This is a genomic window from Streptomyces sp. YS415, from assembly GCF_023544665.1.
Lineage (GTDB): Bacteria > Actinomycetota > Actinomycetes > Streptomycetales > Streptomycetaceae > Streptomyces.
Window position 1 is genome coordinate 77,438 of the sequence record NZ_JAMJFL010000026.1, and the last position, 22,084, is coordinate 99,521.

Annotated in this window: 21 protein-coding genes; 7 read left to right on the plus strand and 14 right to left on the minus strand. The window is 74.7% G+C overall.

The genetic code is table 11. From position 1 onward, the window contains the following. Positions 1-5: 5 nt before the first annotated feature. The 3 genes from M8H82_RS27630 to M8H82_RS27640 form a co-directional block, all read right to left on the minus strand. Positions 6-689, minus strand: coding sequence for a response regulator transcription factor (locus tag M8H82_RS27630; RefSeq protein ID WP_250077774.1), 684 nt, complete (start codon positions 687-689; stop codon positions 6-8). Then, positions 686-1,912 (minus strand): sensor histidine kinase, encoded by a 1,227-nt coding sequence (locus tag M8H82_RS27635; protein WP_250077775.1) that lies wholly within the window; start codon positions 1,910-1,912, stop codon positions 686-688. The genes M8H82_RS27630 and M8H82_RS27635 overlap by 4 nt, the downstream gene beginning before the upstream one ends. Positions 1,913-1,993: 81 nt before the next feature. Then, complete coding sequence (locus M8H82_RS27640) at positions 1,994-4,195, minus strand: MMPL family transporter (RefSeq protein WP_250077776.1); 2,202 nt, start codon at positions 4,193-4,195, stop codon at positions 1,994-1,996. Positions 4,196-4,442: 247 nt separating this feature from the next. Between M8H82_RS27640 and M8H82_RS27645 the strand changes: the two genes are divergently transcribed. Then, complete coding sequence (locus M8H82_RS27645; protein ID WP_250077777.1) at positions 4,443-5,357, plus strand: peptidoglycan-binding protein; 915 nt, start codon at positions 4,443-4,445, stop codon at positions 5,355-5,357. 177 nt (positions 5,358-5,534) lie between these two features. Further along, positions 5,535-6,860, plus strand: coding sequence for a lipase family protein (locus M8H82_RS27650; RefSeq protein ID WP_250077778.1), 1,326 nt, complete (start codon positions 5,535-5,537; stop codon positions 6,858-6,860). On the opposite strand, the gene M8H82_RS27655 is transcribed toward M8H82_RS27650, so the two are convergent. Continuing rightward, positions 6,851-7,618 carry an MBL fold metallo-hydrolase gene (locus M8H82_RS27655; protein ID WP_250077779.1) on the minus strand — a complete coding sequence of 256 codons (768 nt, stop codon included), beginning with the start codon at positions 7,616-7,618 and terminating at the stop codon, positions 6,851-6,853. The two genes, M8H82_RS27650 and M8H82_RS27655, sit on opposite strands and share 10 nt — an antisense overlap. Positions 7,619-7,701: 83 nt before the next feature. Here M8H82_RS27655 and M8H82_RS27660 point away from each other — a divergent pair, with 83 nt between their 5' ends. Next, on the plus strand, positions 7,702-8,310 hold the full coding sequence (locus M8H82_RS27660; RefSeq protein ID WP_250077780.1) for an ABATE domain-containing protein: 609 nt from the start codon (positions 7,702-7,704) through the stop codon (positions 8,308-8,310). 96 nt (positions 8,311-8,406) lie between these two features. Continuing rightward, entirely contained in the window at positions 8,407-8,961 is a 555-nt protein-coding gene (locus M8H82_RS27665) for a hypothetical protein (RefSeq protein WP_250077781.1), read from the plus strand. 38 nt (positions 8,962-8,999) lie between these two features. Here M8H82_RS27665 and M8H82_RS27670 read toward each other — a convergent pair whose 3' ends face one another. The 4 genes from M8H82_RS27670 to M8H82_RS27685 all read right to left on the minus strand — a co-directional run bounded on the left by M8H82_RS27670 (position 9,000) and on the right by M8H82_RS27685 (position 12,808). Further along, complete coding sequence (locus tag M8H82_RS27670) at positions 9,000-9,356, minus strand: DUF6479 family protein (RefSeq protein ID WP_250077782.1); 357 nt, start codon at positions 9,354-9,356, stop codon at positions 9,000-9,002. A gap of 22 nt (positions 9,357-9,378) precedes the next feature. Beyond that, positions 9,379-10,155 carry a carboxypeptidase regulatory-like domain-containing protein gene (locus M8H82_RS27675; RefSeq protein ID WP_250077783.1) on the minus strand — a complete coding sequence of 259 codons (777 nt, stop codon included), beginning with the start codon at positions 10,153-10,155 and terminating at the stop codon, positions 9,379-9,381. Between the two features lie 135 nt (positions 10,156-10,290). Beyond that, positions 10,291-11,937, minus strand: a complete 1,647-nt coding sequence (locus M8H82_RS27680; protein ID WP_250077784.1) for an alpha-amylase family glycosyl hydrolase — start codon at positions 11,935-11,937, stop codon at positions 10,291-10,293. Between the two features lie 82 nt (positions 11,938-12,019). Continuing rightward, entirely contained in the window at positions 12,020-12,808 is a 789-nt protein-coding gene (locus M8H82_RS27685) for a hypothetical protein (protein WP_250077785.1), read from the minus strand. 445 nt (positions 12,809-13,253) lie between these two features. Here M8H82_RS27685 and M8H82_RS27690 point away from each other — a divergent pair, with 445 nt between their 5' ends. Further along, the gene (locus M8H82_RS27690) at positions 13,254-14,216 is read left to right on the plus strand and encodes a nucleoside hydrolase (protein WP_250077786.1); all 963 of its coding nucleotides are present in this window, start codon (positions 13,254-13,256) and stop codon (positions 14,214-14,216) included. A gap of 21 nt (positions 14,217-14,237) precedes the next feature. Here M8H82_RS27690 and M8H82_RS27695 read toward each other — a convergent pair whose 3' ends face one another. The 4 genes from M8H82_RS27695 to M8H82_RS27710 form a co-directional block, all read right to left on the minus strand. Next, entirely contained in the window at positions 14,238-14,981 is a 744-nt protein-coding gene (locus M8H82_RS27695) for a GAF and ANTAR domain-containing protein (protein ID WP_374211702.1), read from the minus strand. Between the two features lie 111 nt (positions 14,982-15,092). Continuing rightward, positions 15,093-15,785 carry a TIGR03943 family protein gene (locus tag M8H82_RS27700; protein WP_250077788.1) on the minus strand — a complete coding sequence of 231 codons (693 nt, stop codon included), beginning with the start codon at positions 15,783-15,785 and terminating at the stop codon, positions 15,093-15,095. After that, complete coding sequence (locus M8H82_RS27705; RefSeq protein ID WP_250077810.1) at positions 15,782-16,756, minus strand: permease; 975 nt, start codon at positions 16,754-16,756, stop codon at positions 15,782-15,784. Before M8H82_RS27705 ends, M8H82_RS27700 begins: the two co-directional genes overlap by 4 nt. A 94-nt stretch (positions 16,757-16,850) precedes the next feature. Continuing rightward, the gene (locus M8H82_RS27710) at positions 16,851-18,194 is read right to left on the minus strand and encodes a tetratricopeptide repeat protein (protein WP_250077789.1); all 1,344 of its coding nucleotides are present in this window, start codon (positions 18,192-18,194) and stop codon (positions 16,851-16,853) included. Positions 18,195-18,289: 95 nt separating this feature from the next. On the opposite strand from M8H82_RS27710, the gene M8H82_RS27715 reads away from it, so the two are divergent. Continuing rightward, positions 18,290-18,457: a hypothetical protein gene (locus M8H82_RS27715; RefSeq protein WP_250077790.1), complete on the plus strand. Its 168-nt coding sequence runs from the start codon at positions 18,290-18,292 to the stop codon at positions 18,455-18,457. A gap of 64 nt (positions 18,458-18,521) precedes the next feature. Further along, entirely contained in the window at positions 18,522-19,763 is a 1,242-nt protein-coding gene (locus tag M8H82_RS27720; protein ID WP_250077791.1) for an amidohydrolase, read from the plus strand. Between the two features lie 5 nt (positions 19,764-19,768). Here M8H82_RS27720 and M8H82_RS27725 read toward each other — a convergent pair whose 3' ends face one another. Together M8H82_RS27725 and M8H82_RS27730 are read right to left on the minus strand one after the other, a co-directional pair. Next, on the minus strand, positions 19,769-20,821 hold the full coding sequence (locus M8H82_RS27725) for a hypothetical protein (protein WP_250077792.1): 1,053 nt from the start codon (positions 20,819-20,821) through the stop codon (positions 19,769-19,771). Between the two features lie 52 nt (positions 20,822-20,873). Beyond that, entirely contained in the window at positions 20,874-22,064 is a 1,191-nt protein-coding gene (locus M8H82_RS27730; RefSeq protein ID WP_374211703.1) for a PP2C family protein-serine/threonine phosphatase, read from the minus strand. Positions 22,065-22,084: the final 20 nt, after the last annotated feature.

The window sequence follows — 22,084 nt, forward strand, 5'->3', positions numbered from 1 at the left end:
GGCTCTCACCCCGTGCCCGCCGGGCCCGCCTGGACCAGTCCCGTCTGGTAGGCGATGACGACCAGCTGGGCGCGGTCGCGGGCGTTGAGTTTGGTCATCGCGCGGTGGACGTGGGTCCGGACCGTCAGGGGGCTCACCGTGAGGAGTTCCGCGATCTCCCCGTTGGACCTGCCCTCCGCCGCCAGCGCCATCACCTCCCGCTCCCGGACCGTGAGTTCGGCCAGCCGCTCGGGGGGCGCCAGCTGGGTGCCCGGTGCCGGAGAGGTGAGGAAGCGGGTGATCAGGGTGCGGGTGGCGCCCGGAGAGAGCAGGGCCTCGCCGGAGGCCACCGTGCGGATGCCGGCCAGCAGGGTGTCCGCGGTGACGTCCTTGCCGAGGAAGCCGCTCGCCCCGGCCCGCAGCGCCTGGGCGACGTAGTCCTCGGTCTCGAAGGTGGTGAGGATCAGCACCCTGGTGGCGGTGAGGCCGGGGTCGGCGCAGATCGCTGAGGTGCCGGCCAGGCCGTCCGTGCCGGGCATCCGGATGTCCATGAGGACGACGTCGGGGTGGTGGGCGCGGGCCAGTTCCAGCGCCTCGGCGCCGTCGGAGGCCTCGCCGACGACCTCCATGTCGGGGCAGGAGTCGAGCAGGATCCGGAAGGTGGCCCGCAGCAGGGCCTGGTCGTCGGCGAGCAGCACCCTGATGGTCATCGGCGGTCTCCTTCTGGGACGGCGGCGGACGGCTGCAGCGGCAGTGCGGTGGTGACCTCGAAGCCGCCCTCGGGGCGCGGGCCCGCACACAGTTCGCCGCCGATGGAGTGGGCGCGTTCGCGCATGCCCATCAGCCCGAAGCCGCCGGACCGCGGGGCGGGTCCGACCGGCCCGTCGTTGCTGACCGTGATGAGCAGCCGGGAGTCGGCGTAGGTGAAGCGGACGTGGGCGCTGTGGGCGGCGGCGTGCTTGGAGACGTTGGTGAGGGCCTCCTGCACGATCCGGTACGCGGTCAGGTCCACGCCGGGTGACAGGGGCCGCGGTACGCCCTCCGTGGTGACGGTGACGTCGAGGCCCGCCGAGGCGCACGCCGAGATCAGCTCGGGCAGCCGGGCCAGGCCGGGGGCGGGCTCCAGGCCCTCGCCGCGCGGGTGGTCGTCCTCGCGCAGCAGGCCGAGGGTGGCCTTCAGTTCGCGCAGCGCCGAGGAGGTGGTGCCGGTGAGGTCGTCGAGGATCTTCTGGGTCTGCTCGGGGTCGCGGCGCGCGAGGTGGGCGGCCGTACCGGCCTGGGCGTTGGCCAGGGCCAGGTGGTGGGCTACGACGTCGTGCAGCTCGCGGGCGATGCGCACACGTTCCTCGGTGACCCGCAGCCGCGCCTCCTCCTCCCGGGTGCGCTCGGCGTGCTCGGCGCGGGCCTGCACGGACTCCAGGTAGGCGCGCCGCAGCTGGGTCATCCGCCCGGCGGCGAGCGGCAGCGCCAGCCAGAAGACCGGGCCGATCACTTGCAGGAGCACGGTGAGGCCGTCCATGGAGTCGGCGATCACGTTCGCGGTGCTCAGTGCCACCACGCCGGCGGTGCCGAAGACCCGGACGGTCTTCGGCTCGCAGAGCACCGCCAGCCAGTACAGCGCCGCGAGCAGCGGGGCCAGCAGCAGCGGGGTGAGCAGATAGCCGCGGGTGACGGCGGCCAGGGTGACCAGGGCGACCACGACGAGGACCGTGCGCGGATGCGTGCGGTACTTCAGCAGGACGAGGCAGCTCAGGCCGAGCAGGATCTCGGTGGGCTTGCCGGAGTCGGGGGGCCGGCTGCCGGGGAGGCTGAGCTGGGTGCCGAGGACGGCGCAGCCGATCAGCGAGACGACCATGATCACGTCGAGGATGCGCGGGAAGCGTTCCGCGTACTGCTCGAAGCGGTCGGCGTAGCGCTCCAGGCTCTTGCTCATCGGGTGCTCTCTCGGTGAGGTGCTGAGGTCCATGGTGGACGACGGACGGGCCGCCCGGGTCCCGGGCGGCCGTCGCCCGGCTCAGGCGCGGGCGACCTCCTTGTCGGGCAGGGCCGGTGCGTCGGCGGCGGGGCGGCTGAGCGCCTCGCCCTCCACGTCGACCCGGGGCAGGATTCGGTCCAGCCACTTCGGCAGCCACCAGGCCCGCTCGCCGAGCAGGGCGAGGACCGCGGGCACGATCGCCATCCGGACGACGAAGGCGTCGAACAGGACGGCGGAGGCGAGCCCGAAGCCGATCATCTTGATCATGGAGTCGCTCTCGCCGATGAACCCGGCGAACACCGCGATCATGATGAGCGCGGCGGCCGTGACCACCCGGGCGCTGTGCCGGAAACCGGAGGTCACGGCCTCGGCCGGGCTCTCCCCGTGGACGTACGCCTCCCGCATCCGGGAGACCAGGAAGACCTCGTAGTCCATGGCGAGTCCGAAGACGATGCCCACCAGGAAGATCGGCATCAGGCTCATGATCGGTCCGGTGGTCTCCACGCCCAGGAGTTCCGCGCCGTGGCCCTGCTGGAAGACCACGACCACCGTGCCGAGCGAGGCGAGCACCGACAGCAGGAAGCCGAGGGCCGCCTTCAGCGGGACCAGGACGGACCGGAAGACCAGCAGCAGCAGGACGACGGCGAGCCCGACCACGACGATCAGGTACGGCACCAGCGCGGACTGCACCTTCTCGGAGATGTCGATGTTCAGCGCGGTGGTGCCGGTGACGTCGAAGGTCGCCCCGGTCTCCTGAGCCACGGCCGGCCGCTCGCCGCGGATGGTGGTGACGAGGTCCTTGGTCCTCTCGTCGGTCGGGGAGGTGGCCGGCACGACGGAGAGGACGGCGGTGTCACCGGCCTCGTTGAAGCGGGCGGGGGACACCGAGACCACGCCCTCGGTGCCGCCGATCTCCTTCGCGACGGTGGCCGCCGCGGCCTCGGGGTCCTCGGCGCCCCGGGCGTCGACGACGACGGTCAGCGGCCCGTTGAAGCCGGGCCCGAAGCCCTCGGCGAGCGCGTCGTAGGCCCGCCGCTCGGTGGTCGACGTCGACTTGGCCTCGTCGCCGGGCATGCCGAGCTGGAGGTCGGCCACGGGTATCGCGAGGGCGCCGAGGCCCACGACGCCGAGCAGCAGCACGGGCAGCGGGCGGCGCAGCACGAACCGGGCCCAGCGCGTGCCGCCGTTGTCCTTGGCGCCCTCCTCGGTACGGCCGCGGCGGCGGGCCCGGCGGGACAGCACGGCGTCGGGCCAGAAGCCGAGGAAGGCCGGGACCAGCGTCAGCGCGATCAGTACGCCGACGACGACCGCGCCCGCCGCGGCGAGCCCCATCTTGGTGAGCATCGGGATGCCGACCACGGACAGTCCGGCGAGGGCGATGACGACGGTGAGGCCCGCGAAGACGACCGCGGATCCGGCGGTGCCGGTGGCGAGGGCGGTGGCCTCCTGGGGCGCGGTGCCCTTGGCGCGTTCCTCGCGGTAGCGGGAGACGACGAACAGGGCGTAGTCGATGCCGACGGCCAGGCCCAGCATCATCGCCAGGGTGCCGGTGGTGGTGGACAGGCCCAGGGCGCTGGACAGGGCCAGGATGGCGGCCATGCTCACGCCGACGCCGATCACGGCGGTCAGCAGCGGCAGCCCGGCCGCGGCCAGCGAACCGAAGGTGACCAGCAGCACCACGGCGGCGATGGCGATACCGATCGCCTCGGCCGCGCCGCCGGGTCCGCCGCTGTCCTCCATGGCGGTCCCGCCGGCCTCGACGGTGAGCCCGGAGTCCCGGGCCTGCTCCAGCGTCTTCTCCAGCTGGGCCGTGCTCGCGTCGGTGAGGTCGGCGGCGCCGACCTCGTAGGTGACGGTCGAGTACGCGGTGCTGCCGTCCTCGCTGACCGCGCCCGCCTCGAAGGGGTCGACGGCGGAGGCGACCTGGGAGCCGTCGGCCAGCTCGGCGACCGCCGCCTCGACGGCCTCCTTGTGCTCGGTGGCGGTGACCTTCTCGCCGCCCGGCGCGACGAAGACGACCCGGGCGGTCGCGCCGTCCGCCGCGGTGCCGGGGAAGCGCTCCTCCAGCAGGTCGAACGCCTGCTGGGACTCGATCCCCGGCATGGAGAACTCCTCGTCGGCGGCGCCGGGGGCCTTCATGGCGCCGAGCCCGACGGCGGCCAGCACGGCCGCCCAGACCAGGGCGACGTACCAGCGCCGCCGGAAGGCCAGGCGGCCCCATCGGTAAAGGAAAGTAGCCACGGGGGGAGGTCTCCACATCTGGATGTCGAAGGTGCCTCCAGGCTCTCCGGGCAGGGGGTGCCGTGTCGTCGTGCGGCTGCCGACAATGCGGCGTACGCAAAACGCAGTACGCCCCGCTTCGCAACTCACTCCCGGGGACGAGACCGGCGCGTGCCACGCCCCTCGCGCCTCCTTCGTGCGCGGTCCCCAACTCCCCTAGGTTTCCTCCTGGTTGGGCACGACAGCCCGTCGGACGCAGGAGGCGGCCATGAGTACGAAGACAGGACCCCAGCGCTATCCGGGCGCGAGTCGGGCCAACTGGTACCAGGACGATTTCGGCGGCGACGCCATGCAGGTCAACGTCGTCGTCCTGCACACCACCGAGGGCACCTCCCTGCCCGGCTACGGCGGCGGGTCGTCCGCGCCGAACCTGACGGCGGTGCCGGACCTCGGGGCGAAGAAGCTGAGGTGGTACCAGCACTTCGACGTGGAGACCTCCTCCCGCGCCCTGGTCAACCTGCGCGGCGGCGTCGACACCAACACCCTGAACGTCTGCCAGGTCGAACTGGTCGGCACCTGCGACACCAAGACGCACGCCAAGTGGAAGAGGTCCGGCAGCGCGCACCTGTACTGGCCCGAGGCGCCCGAGTGGGCGCTGCTCGGGGTGGCGCGGTTCCTGGCGTGGATGCACGAGGAGCACGGGGTGCCGCTGTCCGGTCCGCGGGCGTGGCCGGCGTATCCGTCGTCGTACGCCAACGGCGGCGGGCAGCGGATGTCCGGGGCCGGGTGGCAGGCGTTCGAGGGGGTGTGCGGGCACATGCACGTGCCGGAGAACCTGCACGGCGACCCGGGTGCGATCGACTTCGCCCGGCTGCTGAAGCTCGCCAAGGGCGACCTGGACCTCGGGGACGACGAGGAGCGGCCGGTGGAGAGCAGGCCGCGGATCCCGGCGTTCCCGGGCCGCAAGCACTTCCGCGCCGGGGCCGTGGGCGAGCATGTCCTGCGGCTCGGGAAGCGGCTGGTGGAGCGGGGTTTCGGCGACCACTGCAAGGTCGGCCCGAGCCGGACCTGGGGCGAGGCGGACCGGCTGAACGTGCGGGACTTCCAGAAGTCACGGCCGGAGCTGCGGGGCGACGCCGACGGGCACCCCGGGCCGCTCACATGGCGCCTGCTGTTCTCGTGAGGACTTTAATTACTCAACCGTAACCTACCGGCCGGTATCCACTTGGCTGTTACCGACGGTACGGTCCCTGGCGAGCCCTTCCGCGGCCCGCCGCACCCGCGTCCTGGACGACCGCGCGTGCGGCGGGCCGCCGTATCACCGCACCTTCCTGCCAGCCGCTTCTCCAGGAGGTTCGCCATGCCCGTACGCAGACGGCTCGTCGCCGGGGGCGTCATCGCCGCCGCCTGCCTCGGCGCCCAGACCCTCACCGGCACCGCCGCCACGGCGGCCGACGAGGTCGTGTCCCGAGGTGTGACCATCCCCGCGTTCTACAACCCGCCCGCCACCCTGCCCGCCGCGGACGGCACCCTCGTGCGCACCGAGCCGCTGAAGCTGGCCCTGAGCCTGCCCAGCCTGAACGGCCCGCTGCCGGGCCGGGCCACCCGGCTGATGTACAAGTCCACCGACTCCAACGGCCGCCCGGTCGCCGTGACCGGCGCCTACATCGAGCCCGCCGCCGCCTGGAAGGGCGAGGGCCCGCGCCCCCTGGTGGCGCTCGCCCCCGGCACGATGGGCCAGGGCGACCAGTGCGCCGCGTCCATGGGGCTGGAGCACCCGCTGCGGCTGAACGGCGAGACGGTCTCGGTCGGCTACGAGGACCTGGCGATCTACCGCCTGCTCGCCACCGGTGCGGCGGTCGTCGTCACCGACTACGCCGGACTCGGCGCGACCGACCGGCTGCACACGTACGTCAACCGCGTCGACGGGGCCCACGCCCTGCTGGACGCCGCCCGGGCCGCCCGCGCGGTCAGCGGGGCCACGGTCACGGAGCGGTCCCGCGTGGGTCTGTTCGGGTACAGCCAGGGCGGCGGGGCGAGCGCGGCCGCCGCGGAGCTCCAGCCCTCCTACGCCCCCGACGTCAACCTCGCCGGGACGTACTCCGGCGCCCCGCCCGCCGACCTGACCGAGGTCACCCGGGCGATCGACGGCAGCGACCTGGCCGGCGCGCTCGGCTGGTCCCTCAACGGTTTCGTCCAGTCCGAGCCGGCCCTGAAGCCGATCGCGGACGCCCAGCTGAACGCGGCGGGCAAGGCGGCGCTCAACGATCTGTCGACGATGTGCGTGGGCGACGCGCTGTTCGGGTACGGCGGGGCGAAGAGCACGACGTGGACGACGGACGGCCGCTCGGTCAGCGACATCATCGCCGCGACCCCGGCGCTGAAGTCCTTCCTGAACAGTCAGCGCATCGGCGCCCTGAAGCCGGCCACCCCGGTACGGGTGGCGACCGGCGTCAGCGACAACCTGGTCCCCCACGGCCAGTCGCGCCGCCTGGCGACCGACTGGTGCGCGAAGGGCGCCAACGTGACCTACGACGCGGTGCGCCTGCCCGACTCCGGCAGCGCCCTGCTGAACCACTTCGCACCGCTGCTCACCGACCAGGGTGACGCGGTCGACTGGCTCACGGACCGCCTCAAGGGCAGGCCGGCCTACTCCAACTGCTGGAGCATGCCGCTTCAGCCCTGAAGGTCGAGCACCTCCGCCAGGCCGGCCTCGGCGAACGCGGCCACCAGCTCCTCGCGCCCCTCGGTGAAATGGGCCCAGCTGTCGTAGTGGACAGGGACCACCCGGCGGGCGCCGAGGAGACGGGCCGCCTCGGCGGCCTGGGGGCTGTCGAGGACGAGCGGGGCGTTGTCGAAGAGGACCGGGAAGCGGGGGGCGCCGGCGAAGAGGACGGCGGTGTCGACCGGGCCGAAGCGGTCCGCGATCTCCTTGACCGCGTCCAGGGAGGCGTTGTCGCCGCTGACGTAGACCGAGGGCAGGCCCTCGCCGGTCAGGACGAAGCCGACGACCTCGCCGGTGACCGGTTCCACCGCCTCCCGGGGGCCGGGCCCGTGGATCGCGGGGACGGCCGTCACCGTGACCGTGCCGCCGCCGGGGCGGTCGAGGTCGAGGGTCTCCCAGTCCGCCATGCCCTTGGCGTTGCCGCCGAGCCGGCTGCCGCCGCCGGGGGTGGTCAGGGTGAGCGGGACGTCGGCCAGCAGGGCGCGGCCCGCGTGGTCGAGGTTGTCCGCGTGCTCGTCGTGGGAGAGCAGCACCACGTCGATACGGCCCAGGTCGGCCGGGGCGACCGGGGCCGGGGCCAGCTTGCGCAGGGTGGGGCGGCCCGGGCTCCCGTACTCGCCGGGGGCGTCGAAGGTGGGGTCGGTGAGGAAGGTCAGGCCGCCGTACTCGAAGAGAGCGGTCGGGCCGCCGAGGACGCGCACGGGCAGGGGTATGGACATGGATCAGGTTCTCCTCACGGATGATGGATGGTCTATCCGTGAGAGACGGTAGACCTTTCTCACGGATGGGCGCAAGACGTACCATGAGAGCCATGAGAGAGACCGGTGCCGTCGACGGTGCGCTGCCGCCCGCACCCGGCGCGGATCAGTACCCGGCGCTGGACTTCGCCAACAGCGCGATCGCCCTGCCCGGCGGGCACTACATGGACTTCCTCGGCACCCCCCGGGGCGCCGGGCAGTGGCTGGAGGAACGCGGGCTGGCGCCCGCGGACGCAGGGATCCGGGAGATGTGCGCCGCGCAGTTGCGGTCGCTGCGCGAGCAGATCCGGGCCCTGCTCGCCGCCCGCCTGGACGGGGCGCCCGCGCCCACCGGGGCGCTGGCCGCGGTCAATGACGCGCTCACCCGGGCGCCGGCCGCTGCCCTGCTGCACTGGGACGCCGGCCGGGGGCTGTACCGGGCCACCGCCCACCCCGTCGACCAGATCCTCGACCACGCGCTGGCGAACCTCGCCACGAACGCCGCCGAGCTGCTCACCGGCCCCGACGCCGACCGCCTCACCGCCTGCGGCTCGCCCCCCTGCAACCGCTACCTCCTGCGCCACGGCCGCCGCCACTGGTGCTCCACCCGCTGCGGCGACCGGGCCCGGGCAGCGCGCGCCTACGCCCGCCGGGCAGCCACCCCGCAGCCCTGACCCCGGTCACCCGGACGGCCCACCCCCATGGCCGGGCCCCGGTGGCGCGCGGAAGGTGGTGGCAACGACTGCCTAAGAAGGAAGCGGGGTAGGTCCATGACCCAGCAGCCGCACGCCACGCCGCCGACCGGCGGGGGGAGCCACTCCCAGGCGCCCTCCCAGGAGGCACCCGTCTGGGACGACGCCCACCGTTCGGCCGGGCCCGCGCCCGGGAGCAGGGGCTACGCCGGGCCCGTCCCGGGCGGCACCGACTGGCAGACCGGCGGGCTGGTCTTCGCCGGTGTCCTGATGATCGTCAACGGCATCGTGGCGATCCTCCAGGGCATCTCCGCCCTCGCCGCGGACGACGTGTACGACCGCATCGGCGAGTACGTCTACGAGATCAGCCTCACCGGCTGGGGCGTCATCCTGCTCTGCCTGGGCGTGCTGGCCGCGGTCGCCGGCTGGGGCATCCTCAAGGGCGCCTGGTGGGCCCGGATCACCGGTATCTTCCTGGCGTCCCTGAGCCTGGTGGCGCACTTCCTCTTCCTGCCCTACCAGCCCGTCTGGTCGATCCTCATGATCGCGCTGGACGTCTTCGTGATCTGGGCCCTCGCCACGGCACCCGGCAAGCCCGCCATGTCCCGCGACGCGTCCTCCACCGGCCGGTAATCCCGGCTCCACGCGGCCGGCCGGTGAGCGGCCACGGCTCAGACGTGCCCGAGACCACCGCTTCCGAAGGACCCACTCGACCCCGGAAGCCAGCGCTTGCGCTTCTGGTCCGTGCCGCGCCTGGTGCTCTGGCGCCGGAGTTCGTGCGGCAGGAGCCGCTCACCGCCCGCCGACAGCGGCATCTCCTCCGCCTCGCGCATCTCCCGGATCTCACGGATGGCCCCACCGGCGGGCAGCGTCGGCTGCTCCTCGGGGCTCGGGTGCGGAAGCTCCCGGTCCATGACCCGCATGCCGAAGTAGACGGCGAGCACCAGCGCACCGGCGATGAACACACCACCGGCTAGAGCGGCGACCACGTTGAGGACGTCGCTCCCCGAGGCCGCAAGGTCAACCATCGTCGCATTCATAGACCAATTATCACCCAATTGGCCGATTAGGCTCGTTATGGGCGGGCTGATCTCCGAGTCGGCCCTCGACCATCACCGCGATCCGGTCGCTCACCGCCCCTGCACCGTTCAGGGTGGCCGTCGCCTGGAGCAGGCCGGAGCCCGGGGCCAGCGGGAAGGCCGGGACGCAGGACCAGTCGCCGTCGGCGCCGGCGGTCGTGGAGCAGACCTCGTTCTCCAGCGCGTCCCGCACGGTGACCTGCGCGCCCGGGTAGGCGGTGCCGGAGGTCTCCGGGCGCGCGGTCAGCGGTACGCCGGACTGCGGCCGCAGCAGCGTCGGCGCGGGCAGGCCCACGGTGACCGCGCAGCTGCCCCGGTCCCGCGGCACGCCCGCCGCGTCCGTCAGCACCATCGAGCAGCCGGTGAGCCGGGTGCCGGGGACCGCGTCCGCGGGCACCGCCAGCACGAACGGGAAGCCGCGGCCCCGCCACGGCTCGTCCGCCGGGGTCCCGCCGAAGGTGTACGTGGCGCTGCGGCCGCCGCTGGCGACGGCACCGCGGTAGCCGCGGGCGTCGAGGGGCGTACCCGTGACGACGGCCGGGGCAGGGGCCGTCAGCGTCAGCGCCGATCCGGCGCCGAGGCCGGGCCCGGTGTACCCGGCGACCCGGACGGTGCCCTCCCGGCCCGGCTCGATGGTGGCGGCGCCCCACAGCTCGCCCCCGGTCCCGGCGAGGGCCTGCCCCGGCGCCCCTGACAGCAGGGCGCCGGCCAGGGCGAGCCCGGACACGGTCGTGCGGTACCTGTTCATGGTCGGCAGAGCTCCTCGGTCCGAGGGCGACACAACTGCTGCGATTCTCACGGTCGCCTCCGCCGCCGACCTGCCCGGTTCGGCCGTACGGACGAGCCCGTGCCCGTGATCCGGCATCCGGGCGCCGGTCAGGTGTCAGGTGAGCCAGACGGTCGTGTCGGGGCCCAGCCGTCCGTCCGCCTCCAGCGGGGAGCTGCTGACGACGACCTCGCCCGCCGGCAGCGGCACCGGTGCCCCCGAGAGATTGGCCACGCACCGCCAGCCGTCGGACCGGGCGAACGCGAGCACGCCCTCCGGCCCGTCCTCGGCCCAGGTCAGGAACTCCCCCTCCAGCAGCTTGCGCCGCAGCCGCAGCGCCCGCCGGTACAGCTCGAGCGTGGATCCCTCCACGCCGTCCTGCGCCTCGACGGAGCACTCGGCGAACCAGTCCGGCTGCGGCAGCCAGGCACCGGAGTCGCCGAACCCGTAGGAGGGGCCGCCGGTGGTCCACGGCAGCGGCACCCGGCACCCGTCCCGCCCCTTGCGCACCCGCCCGGTCTGCTCCCAGATCGGGTCCTGGAGGACGGTCACGGGCAGATCGGCGACCTCGGGCAGGCCGAGCTCCTCGCCCTGGTAGACGTAGGCGGATCCGGGCAGCGCGAGCATCAGCAGGGTGGCCGCGCGGGCCCGCCGCAGCCCGGCCGCCCGGTCCACGGCCGGGGCGTGGCCGCCGGACAGCAGCCAGGCGTTCTCGTCGGTGCCCGGCGGGAGCATCAGGCGGGAGGCGTGCCGGACGACGTCGTGGTTGGACAGGACCCAGGTGGCGGAGGCGCCGGCGGCATGGGCCTGGGCTAGGGAGTCGCCGATCACCCGCCGCAGTTCGCGGGCGTCCCAAGGGGCTTGCAGGTATTCGAAGTTGAAGGCCTGGCCGAGTTCGTCGGGGCGGGCGTAGAGGACCCGGCGGGGGCCCGGGACCCAGGCCTCGGCGACGGCCATGCGGGGCGGGGAGTAGCTGTCCAGCAGCTGCCGCCAGTCGCGGTAGATCTCGTGGACCTCGTCGCGGTCGTAGAAGGGGTGGCTGCCGGGGGGCATCCCGGACAGCGCCTCCTCCCCGCTCAGCGCCGGATCGCCGAGGTCGCGCAGGGGCTCGGCCAGGTCCTTGACCAGGGCGTGGGCGACGTCGACCCGGAAGCCGTCCACGCCGCGGTCGGCCCAGAAGCGCAGGGTGGTGCGGAAGTCGGCGCGGACCTCGTCGTGGGCCCAGTTCAGGTCGGGCTGCTGGGCCGCGAACAGGTGCAGGTACCACTGCCCGTCCGGCACCCGCTGCCAGGCGCTGCCGCCGAAGACGGACTGCCAGTCGGTGGGCGGGAGTTCGCCGTGCGCGCCCCGGCCGTCGCGGAAGACGTACCGCTCCCGGGCGGCCGATCCGGGCCCGTCCGCGAGCGCCTGCCGGAACCAGGCGTGCTGGTGGGAGGTGTGGTTGGGCACGATGTCGACCATGACCTTCAGCCCGAGGCGATGGGCCTCCTCGACCATGGCGTCGAAGTCGTCGAGGGTGCCGAGGCGGGGGTCGACATCGCGGTGGTCGGCGACGTCGTATCCGCCGTCGGCCAGCTCGGAGGGGTAGAAGGGGCTGAGCCACAGGGCGTCGACGCCGAGGGCGGCGAGATGGGCGAGCCGCTCGGTGACACCGCGGATGTCCCCGAACCCGTCACCGTCGGCGTCGGCGAAGCTGCGCGGATAGACCTGGTAGACGACGGCCTGACGCCACCAGTCGGGGTTGCGGGACGAGAGGTCGGGCACGCGGACTCCTCTGCGGTGCGGAAGCAGGGCGGCAACCAGGACACTGTCCACTTCGGGCGCCGGCTATGGCCGCAAGGCGCCATCACACCTCCACGCGCCCCAGTCTGCGTACCTCCGCCAGCCGGCGCGCCCCGAGGTCCGTCGCCGTCCAGGTCGCGTCCGCCGGGACGTCGGCGAGGCCGCCGTTGGTGAGGACCAGCGTGTCGTCGCCGACGCGGACCGCGGCCAGGTCCAGCGTCAGGGTGGTGCCGTCGGCGGTGCCCAGCGCGATGCGCAGGCCCTGGCGGGCGTCGCCGACCTCCGGCAGCTCGGTCTCCCACACCGCGGCGGACTGCGGCACGCCGGCCGCGGTCACCGCCCTGAACTCACCGCACTTCCCGGGCAGGGACCGCAGCCAGGACAGGGTCCGGTCGACCTTCTCGGCCGGGTGCGCCACCACCTGGTAGCGCAGCTGGGCCCCGTCCCAGTCGTCGTCCAGCCCGGTCACCGCGCGCGTGCGGGCCTCGGGGCCGAAGAACTCCTCCGTGTAGAGGACGTCCAGCAGCCGGCGGCAGTCGGGCTTGTCGCTGCTCGCCTTGAGCATGCCGTCCCGCCAGGTGGCGGCGCCCTGGGTCGCCGACCAGGGTTCCCCGAGGTCCGCCTCGGTGATCAGGGCCGCTCGGGCCTGCGCCTCGGTGAGGGCGGGAGCGGACGCCCGGGACGGGGCGGGGGCGGTCGGGACGGCGCTGGGGGAGGCGGGGGAAGCGGTCGCCGGCGGCCTGGCGGTGCCGTCCGATCCGCCGGCACCGCAGGCGGTCGCGGTCAGCAGGGCGCCCAGGGCCAGGGCCGGGGCGGTGAGAGCGCGGGTGCGGCGGGCCGGGGGTCGGGGCATGGGGGAGCCTCCTGGGGGCTGTGAGCGGGGCCTGCGGGCCGGCCGTGATCGATGGGCGTGCTTTCCCAAGGCACCATCGCGCGCGACCGTCCACCAGTGCGCCGGTCCGTCCGGGTGAGCGGGACACCCGGCCGGGGCGCGCGCCAGACTGCGGGCGCTACCCGTCCGGATCGGCCCGCCGAAGCACGCTGCGGATCGGCCCGCCGAAGACGCGCACCAGGCTCCCGGCACCGACGTGCGGACCAGCCCGCCGGAGACGTGCACCGGGCTCTCGGCACTGCCCGTGCAGACCAGCCCGCCGAGACATGCACCAGGCTCCCAGCCCTGCCCCTGCCGACCAGCCCGGTCGGCCGATCCGTGCGTGCCCAGGGTCCGCGACGTCGGGATGATCCGGACCGGAGGGCCTAAGGTCGGTCGGGTAGGGACCGACGAAGAGGGAGCTTCCGTGACCGGTCAGCCCATTCCGGTGGTCATCGACTGCGACACCGGTGTCGACGACGCCCTGGCCCTGCTGTTCGCCGTACGGCATCCGGGGCTCGATGTGCGGGCGGTGACCTGCGTGGCGGGCAACACCGATGTCGAGGGCGTCGTCCGCAACACGCTGACGGTGCTGGAGCACGCCGGCGCCGGGGACATCCCGGTCGCGCGGGGCGCCGAGCGGCCGCTGATCGAGCCGGTGCGCACCGCGCGCCATGTCCACGGCCAGGACGGGATGGGCGACCTGGGCCTGCCCGCGCCGACCAGGCGGCCGGTGGACGTGGACGCGGTGACGCTGCTGCGCCGCGAGATCCTGGCGTCGCCCCGGCCGGTGACGCTGATCCCGACCGCGCCGCTGACGAACATCGCGCTGCTGCTGCGTACGCACCCCGAGGTGGTGCGGAACATCGAGCGGATCGTGTTCATGGGCGGGGCGGTGGCGACCGGGAACGCCACGCCGGTCGCCGAGTTCAACGTGTGGCACGACCCGGAGGCGGCGGCGGTGCTGCTCACCGCGGGGGTGCCGATCACGATGTACGGCCTCGACGTGTTCCAGCGGGTGCTGGTCCCGGCGGGGGACGTGGAGCGGCTGCGGGCGAGTGCCGAGCCGCGGTTGCGGCTGGCCGGGGAACTCCTCGCCCACCGCGACCCGGCCCTGTCCGGCGACCCCACGCCGTCCGGCGGTCTCGGTGACGCCGGTGCGGTCTGCGCGGTCGTCGACCCGGGCGGCATCACCACCGAACTCCTGCCGGTGGAGGTGTCGTTGGCGCCGGGACCGACTCGCGGCCAGACGATCGTGGACCGCCGTGCCCGGCCCGGCGAGGCGGAGATCCACCACGGGGAGCGGGAGCAGCGGCTGGTGGACGTGGCGCTGGACGTCGACGTCGAGCGGTACGTGAAGCTGTGGCTGTCGGCGGTGGAAGGGGAGTAGGCCCTCGCGTCCGGGCGGGGCCTAGCCGCCCGGGGAGAAGCGCAGCCGGTGGTTCACCACGTCGCGGGCCACGTCCGCCGCCGTGCGGCCGTGGGAGAAGGCGTGGGCGCGCAGGCGGGCCACGGCCTCGTGGGCGCCGACGCCGAGCTGGGCCATCACCATGCCGATGGCCTGGTAGATGCCGTCGTGGTCGGGGGCCAGACCGTCCAGCCAGCCGGACCGCTCGGGGCCGCGCCCGCCGTCCTCGCCGTCCTCGCCGTCCCGGGACAGCGCCATCACCGCCATGGTCATGGCTCCGGCCAGGGCCCGCGCCGTACGCAGCTCCGTGGCGGTGAGCCCTCCGGGGGTGTCCCGGTAGAGGTCGAGCGTGCCCACGCAGACCGCGTCGTCGCCGAGGGGCAGCGAGTACGCCGCCCGCACCCCGGCCTCCGTGGCCTCCTCGGCGAAGACGGGCCAACGGTCCACGTCCTGCCCCTGCGTCAGGTCGGAGGCGAGCACCGGCCGCCCGCTGCGCACCGCGCTGGGGCAGGGACCGTCGCCCAAGGTGGCCTGGATGTCCGTCACATATGCGGCCTGCGCGCCGGTCGCGCACAGCCGTACCGGCATCTCGTCGTCGTGCAGCGAGACGCTGGCCCCGGTCACCGGGAGCAGTTCGAGCGCGACGGCGCAGAGCCGACGCGGGATCTCCGCGGGGCCGTTGCCCTCGGCCGGCCGGCCGTCGCCGCCTGCGGCACCGCGGTGGTCGTCCCTGGGCCGCACGGTCACCGCCTCCTCACGCGTCGGCGCGGCGCACACCGTCCCCCGTGTGCGACCGCCTCGCGGCCGCCCCGCCCCGGACTCCGCCCGACTACCCGGGGCCCGGGGGGCGAAACCCGCTCACCGCTGCTCGTAGGGGTTGGCCGGCTGCCCGATGCGCCGCACCGACTCCGCGTCGAGGACGGCCGGCCAGGCGTCGTCGCCGCCCAGCGTCCCCTCGGGGTGCCAGGTGCCGGTGACCGTGACCCAGGTGTCCTCCGGCGCGGCGGCGGCACCCCGGATCTCGACCCTGCCGGCGCCGGCGTCGGCGGCGCAGCAGGAGATCTGCAGCCGGGTGACGTACCAGGTGCCGTCGGCGTCGCGGGTGACGAATCCGGTCAGGCGGACCGTGCGGCCCCGCAGGGACCGTTCGCTGTCGTAGGCGGCCCGGGAGGAGAACTCGCCGAGGCTCAGGGTGACCGGGTCCTTCGCGGGCAGCGCGGGAAAGGTGCCGACACTCCGGGCGGCCCGCTGGGCGGCCTCGCGCTCGGCGCTGTAGGAGCCGAGGGCGGGCGGCGGGAAGAACAGCAGGGCCAGGGCGGGCAGGACGAGCAGCCAGGCGACCCGGGGACCGGGGCCCGCGTGGGCGGACCGCCCCGCCGCCACCAGTGCCCCCGCGACCAGCCCCAGCACCGCCAGCACCACCCCCGACACGACCAGGTACGGCCGCAGCCCGGGCTGGACGTAGCGCAGGTACACCTCGCTGAACAGCGAGATCCGCAGCACCGCCGCGCCGAGGAGCAGCAGCACGACGGCCGGTCCGTACCGCCTCACAGCAGCCACCACCCCACGAGCGCGCTGCTCGTCACGGCGACCACCCAGGTCGCCGCCGAGAAGCGGATGGCGAAGGCCCGCCCGAAGGTGCCCGCCTGCAAGGCGATCAGCTTCAGGTCGACCATCGGGCCGACCACCATGAACGCCAGCCGGGCGGTCGGCGAGAACCCGGTCAGCGAGGCGGCGACGAAGGCGTCCGCCTCGCTGCACACGCACAGCAGCACGGCGAGCAGCGCCAGCAGCAGGACGGCCGCCCAGCCGGGGACGTCCAGCAGGGCGGGGGGCACGACGATGTCGAAGGTGGCCGCTGCCGCCGCGCCCACCACGAGGAAGCCGCCCGCGTGCAGGAAGTCGTGCTGGAGTCCGGCGACGAAGGCGCCCGCGCCGGAGCCGTGGTCGTGGTCGTGCCCGCGGCGCTTGGCGGGCCGTAGCCACTCCTCCCGCCCGAAGCGCACCCACAGCCAGCCCATCACCACCGCCGTGGCCAGCGAGGCGACGAACCGCCCCAGCACCATCCCGGGCTGTCCGGGAAAGGCGACGGAGGTGGAGACGAGCACCACCGGGTTGATCGCGGGCGCCGAGAGCAGGAAGGCGAGCGCGGCGGCGGGGGCGACCCCGCGGCGCATCAGGCTGTCCGCCACCGGCACGGACGCGCACTCGCACCCCGGCAGCACGACCCCGGCCGCACCGGCGACCGGCACGGCGAGCGCCGGGTTGCGCGGCAGGAGGCGGGTGAAGACCCGCTCCGGCACGAAGGCCCCGATCGCCGCCGACACCACGGTGCCGAGCAGCAGGAAGGGCACGCCCTGCACGGCGATGGCGGTGAACACGGTCCACCAGGCGGCCACGGCGGGCGTGTACAGGTCGAGGGCGAGGACGGGTCCGAGCACGGATGCCACGGTGGCGACGGCGAGCAGCGCGGCGCCCCCGACCACGGTGTACACGAGGGCGCGCAGGCCGCCGAGGACCATCGTCCGCTGATTCGCCACGTGCCCGCCCCGACATCCCGCTCGCCCTGTGCCCCGGGAAGGCTAACCGCCCGTGCCGTGCGCCGGCCCGGCGCGGTCACAGCGGCGGCTGCGCGGGGGCGGGTCCGAGGGTGGTGGTGCCGGGGGCCGTGCGGTGCCCGAGACCCGTCCGGTACGCGTCCAGGGCGGCCTCCACCCGTCCGGTACGGCGCAGCAGGTCACCGAGCAGTCGGCACAGGTCGGCGAGGTCGCCGGCCGCGCCGGCCCGCTCCAGCAGGCTGAGCGCGCGGACGTAGTGCTCCTCGGCGGCCTCGGTGTCACGGGCGTCCTCGGCGATGATGCCGAGCAGCCGGTGGGCGGCGGCGGAGTGCAGGGCGCCGCGTTCGGAGCCGAGGTCGGCCAGCACCTCCTTCAGGAGGGCGGCGGCCTCGTCGGACTTGCCGCGCCGGTGCAGTACGTCGGCCAGTTCGACGGCGACCTGGCTGGTGTAGAGGGCGGCGCGCTTGGCCGACAGCATGGTCCGCGCCTCCCGCAGCTCGGCCTCGGCCCGGTCCAGCTCGCCGTTCTGCGCGCAGACGTAGCCGCGCATCCAGTGGCAGTGCGCCAGCTCGGTGCGGATCTGCAGCCCGCGGTACAGCTCGGCAGCCTTGGCCAGGGAGGCGTCGGCCTCCGCGATCCGGCCCTCGGCGAGGAGGGTGCGGGCCACGGACCGGTGCATCCGGGCGACCAGCGCCGGGTCCCCGGCCCGCGGCGCGAGGGCGAGCGCGAGCTCGGCGGCCTGGGCGGCGCGCGCGTGGGCGCCCAGGTCCATGTACGGGCCGATGACACTGGCATACAGCAGCAGCAGCGCGTCGGGGTCGTGCAGTCCGCCCCGGTTCAGCTCGTCGAGGGTGGTCTCCAGCAGGTAGACGGCGTACCGCAGCTCCCCGGCGAGGTAGTGGGCGACGGCCCGTCCGCGCAGCGCCGGGACCCGGGCCGGCAGCGGGGCCGCGCCGAGCGCCTGCTCGGCCTGCTCGAAGTGGCGGCGGGCGGCGTCCAGGTCGCCGGTGTCGATCCCGCACTCGCCGAGCCCGAGCAGCGCGGCGGCCCGTTCCTCGGCCAGCCGGTGCGTCTCCGCCTCGGCGAGCACCGCCGTGAACGCCTCGGCGGCGGCCTCGGTGGCGCCGGTGGCCAGGGTGCGCTGGGCGCCGGTGAGCCGGAGCCGCAGCTCGGTGGCGAGCCGGGCGGAGCGCCCGGTGACCAGCTCGTCGTAGGCCACGCCGAGCCGTTCGGCGATGTGCCGCAGCGCCTCGTCGGAGGCCCGCACCCGGCCGGCCTCCAGGGTGGAGACGTAGGCGGGCGTGTAGGCGGGCTCCGCCAACTGCTTCTGTGTCAGCCCGCGTTCCGCCCGCAACTGCTGCACCCTGCGCCCGATCGTCACCGGGTCGTCGCGCTCCGACATGCCCAACTCTCCTGGTGCCTCTTGCCGTTCACCTCGGACAGCCCCTAGGTTAAACCGGGAATTAAGCGTGCTTACACCGCTGTTGCGAGGTTGCCGTGCTCGAACGCACCAGCACGACCGAGCGTTACGCCCGAGGCATCGCCGCCGCGGTGGTGGCGGTTGCCGCGCTGATCCTGGCCGCGAACGCCGGCCCGGCCAAAGCCGCGGACCCGGCGGCGGAACCGAGGCCGGCGTGCCCGGCGCAGGCGGGGCGGAACGGCTAGCGGGGTGTAACCACCCGGCTGCGCACAGGTGACGGATCCCGCGGAAGTCTGCCAGGCTGAAACCATGACCTCCCCCGCCGCCCGGGTTGCGCTGGACCTCACCGCCGATCTGCCCGTCACCGGCCTCGAGGACTTCTACCGGGACCTGCACCGGCACCCCGAGCTGTCCTACCGGGAGCACCGGACGGCGGTCCGGCTCGCGGCGCGGCTGTCGGCGGCGGGCTTCGAGACGGCCGAGGGGATCGGCCGTACCGGCGTCGTGGGGCTGCTGCGCAACGGCGAGGGGCCCACCGTCCTGCTGCGCGCCGACATGGACGCTCTGCCCGTCGAGGAGCGGACGGGACTGCCGTACGCCTCCACCGTGCCCGGCGTGATGCACGCCTGCGGGCACGACCTGCACGTCACCTGGCTGGCCGGCGCCGCCGAGGCGCTGGCGGCGGGGCGGGACGCCTGGTCGGGGACGCTGCTGATGGTGGGGCAGCCCGCGGAGGAGTCCGGGGGCGGTGCGGCGGCGATGGTCGCGGACGGGCTCTACGACCGGTTCCCCCGCCCCGACGTGCTGCTGGGCCAGCACGTGACGCCGGGCCCGGTGGGCGGGATCGCGCATGTGCCGGGGCTGATCATGTCGGCGACGACGGATGTGGAGATCGTCGTGCACGGCCGCGGCGGGCACGGCTCGCGGCCCGAGACGACGGTCGATCCGGTGGTGACGGCCGCGTTCCTCGTCACGCGCCTGCAGACCGTGGTCAGCCGCGAACTGGCCCCGCGGGAGCAGGCCGTGCTGACCGTCGGGCGGATCGAGGCCGGTACGGCGGCCAACGTCATCCCGGCCACCGCCCGCATCTCCCTCAACCTCCGGACGCAGTCCGGGAGCGTCCGGGACCGCATGGTCACGGCGATCCGGCGGATGGCGGCCGGGGAGTGCCTGGCCGCCGGCTGCCCGCGCGAGCCGGAGGTGACGGTGGGCGGGACGTTCCCGATGACCGTCAACGACGCCGGCACCGACCACCGGGTGGCCGCGGCGCACCGCGAGGTCTTCGGCGCCGAGGCCGTCTTCGACCCGGGCCCGGCGATGGGCAGCGAGGACTTCTCGCATCTCGCCGTGGACGGGCTGCCGTACTCCTACTGGTTCGTGACGAGCACCCCGCCCGCGCTGTGGGACGCGGCGCCCGGGGACAATGTGCTGCGCCGCTCGGAGTCGGTGCCGAGCAACCACAGCCCGCTCTTCGCCCCCGACCTGGCCACCGTGCCCACGGGGGTGCGGACCCTGGTGTCGGGGGCGCTCTCCTTCTTGTCCGTGGCCTGAGCCGGTCAGGATCCGAGCCGCTGCAGCTGCCGCTGGACGTCGTCCAGCGCGCCCTGCCGCCGCCCCGGCACCCGGGTGCGCAACTCCGCCAGCGCGAGCCCCAGTTCGCGGGCCCGCGCCGGGTCGCCGATGCGGCCCCACTGGTGGTGGGCCCGGTCCACGGCGGACTCGACGTCCGGGTCCGCCGCCGACTGCCCGGCGGCCAGCCGGGCGGACGCCACCTGGAGCCAGGCACGGCAGCTGCGTACGGCGTCGCCCGCGAACATCGCCAGATCGGCCCGGACCTCGGCCCAGTGCAGGGCCTCGGGCGAACCCGGCCCGTGGGCCCGCAGGGCGCCGCGCTCATGATGGGCGGCGAGCGCGTCGGCATCCCCGTGCCGGCCCGCCCTCACGGCCTCGGCGAGGACGGAGTGGGGGTCCGGGGCGGGGGCGCCGAGGGAGCCGAGGACGAGGTCCGCGTACCCCTCGCTGCCCACCCGCGCCCACGCCTGCTCGTGCAACTGCCCGAGCTCCGGCCGCCGGCCGCTGCGCAGGATCGTGGCGACCGCCTTCATGTACGAGGGCACCGCCACGGTCCGCCGCCGCGGGGGCGGCGCGATCCGGCCGTAGACCGCGCTGTTGCCCCCGCAGTCCAGCGGCTCGGTCCGCAGCAGCTCCCAGGTGTCCGCGTCGGCGTGCAGATCGAGGACCAGGCTCGTGCTGCCGGGCGCCCGCAGCCGCAGCTCGTCACGGATCCAGTGCCACGGCAGGGCCGTGTAGCGCACGGTCGAGGCGGTCGTGCGGGCCAGCGCCAGGTGCACCCGCCGCTGCCGACGGTCGAGTTGGAGCTGGCCGGTGAGGAACACGGTGAGCGGGCCGGGGGCCGCGGCGGCGGCGCGCAGCCGGGTCAGGACGGCCTGCGGTTCGAGGGGGTCGGCGAGTTCGACGACGTTCGCGGTGTCGGTGCCCGCGAGCACGGCGGGCGGTACCGCCGCTAGGACGGGGAGCACGGACGCCGCGTCCACCAGACAGCCCTTGCCCGCCGGGGCGGCGGCGAGCAGCAGCACGGTTCCGGGCATCGGTCCCTCCCCATCCCCCGTCGATCACGTACGGCAGCACCGTAACGGGCTTTCAGCCCGCCCGTCGTACGGCGAACACGGTGGTGTCATCGGCCAGCAGGCCGCCGCAGTGCCGCAGCGTGCCGTCGCGGACGAAGGCGACCAGCAGGTGGGGGTCGGTGAGACGGGGGTCGGCGGCCACCGCCCGGGCGACCTCGTCGGCGAGCGGGTAGAAGGCGCCGGCGGTGTCCCGGGCCTCGGTGACGCCGTCGGTGGTCAGCAGCACTGTCTCGCCGGGGGCCAGGGCGGAGCGGAGCACCGGGGGCGGGCCTGCCCGGCGGGCCAGTTCGCCGAGGCCCAGCGGCAGGGCCTCGCCCGGGGGCAGCTGCCGTACCCCCGAGGGGCCCGTGACCAGGGGCGGGTCGTGGCCGAAGACGACCGACTCCAGGGTGCCGGGATCGTCGGCGGGAAAGCTCAGCAGGACGGCGGTGGCGAAGCGGTCGGCGTCGTCCCGGCCGAGGTCCGCGCAGTGGCCGGCGTGCCGGACCATCCGGATCTCCAGGCGTTCGGCGACGGTGGCGAGGTCCGGCTCGTGGTAGGCGGACTCGCGGAAGGTGCCGAGCAGGGCAGCGGCCGCCTCCACCGCGCCGAGCCCTTTGCCCTGGACGTCGCCGAGGAGGACGCGGGTGCCGTGCGGACCGGGCTGGATGTCGTAGAAGTCGCCGCCCACCGCCGCCTCGACGTCGGCCGTGAGATAGACGGCGGCGTGGTCCAGGCCGCCCCAGCCCGGCGGCAGCGGGCGCAGCACGGTACGGCGGATGGTGTCGGTGACGTCCCGCATGTGCAGCATGCGCCGCTCGCCGCGCACCCGGACGGCGCAGGCCAGCGTGGCCAGGACGCCGCCGATCGCGGAGAGCAGGAAGTCGGCGAGGCCGGCCTGGAACTCCCGCGGCCAGGCGCTGTCCGCGACGAAGTAGGTGGCCGTGGTCAGCACCGCGAACGCGGCCGTGCCCCACACCCCGCAGATCGCCGCGGCGATACCGGGCACGAGGACCACCCAGGAGATGATCCGGAAGTCCCGCGCGGTGTTCCAGTCGGTGGCCACGATCCCCACGAGCAGCAGCAGCGGCGGCACCCACGCCATGCTCCGGCCGCCCACCCGCAGCAGCTGGTGCCGCTGGAGACGGTCCGGGGCGGCGGTGGCCGGAAGTCCCCGGCGGCGGGCCGGGGGACCGCTCACCGGTCTCGGTCCGCGCCCGCTCATGCCGCCAGCGAAACACGCGG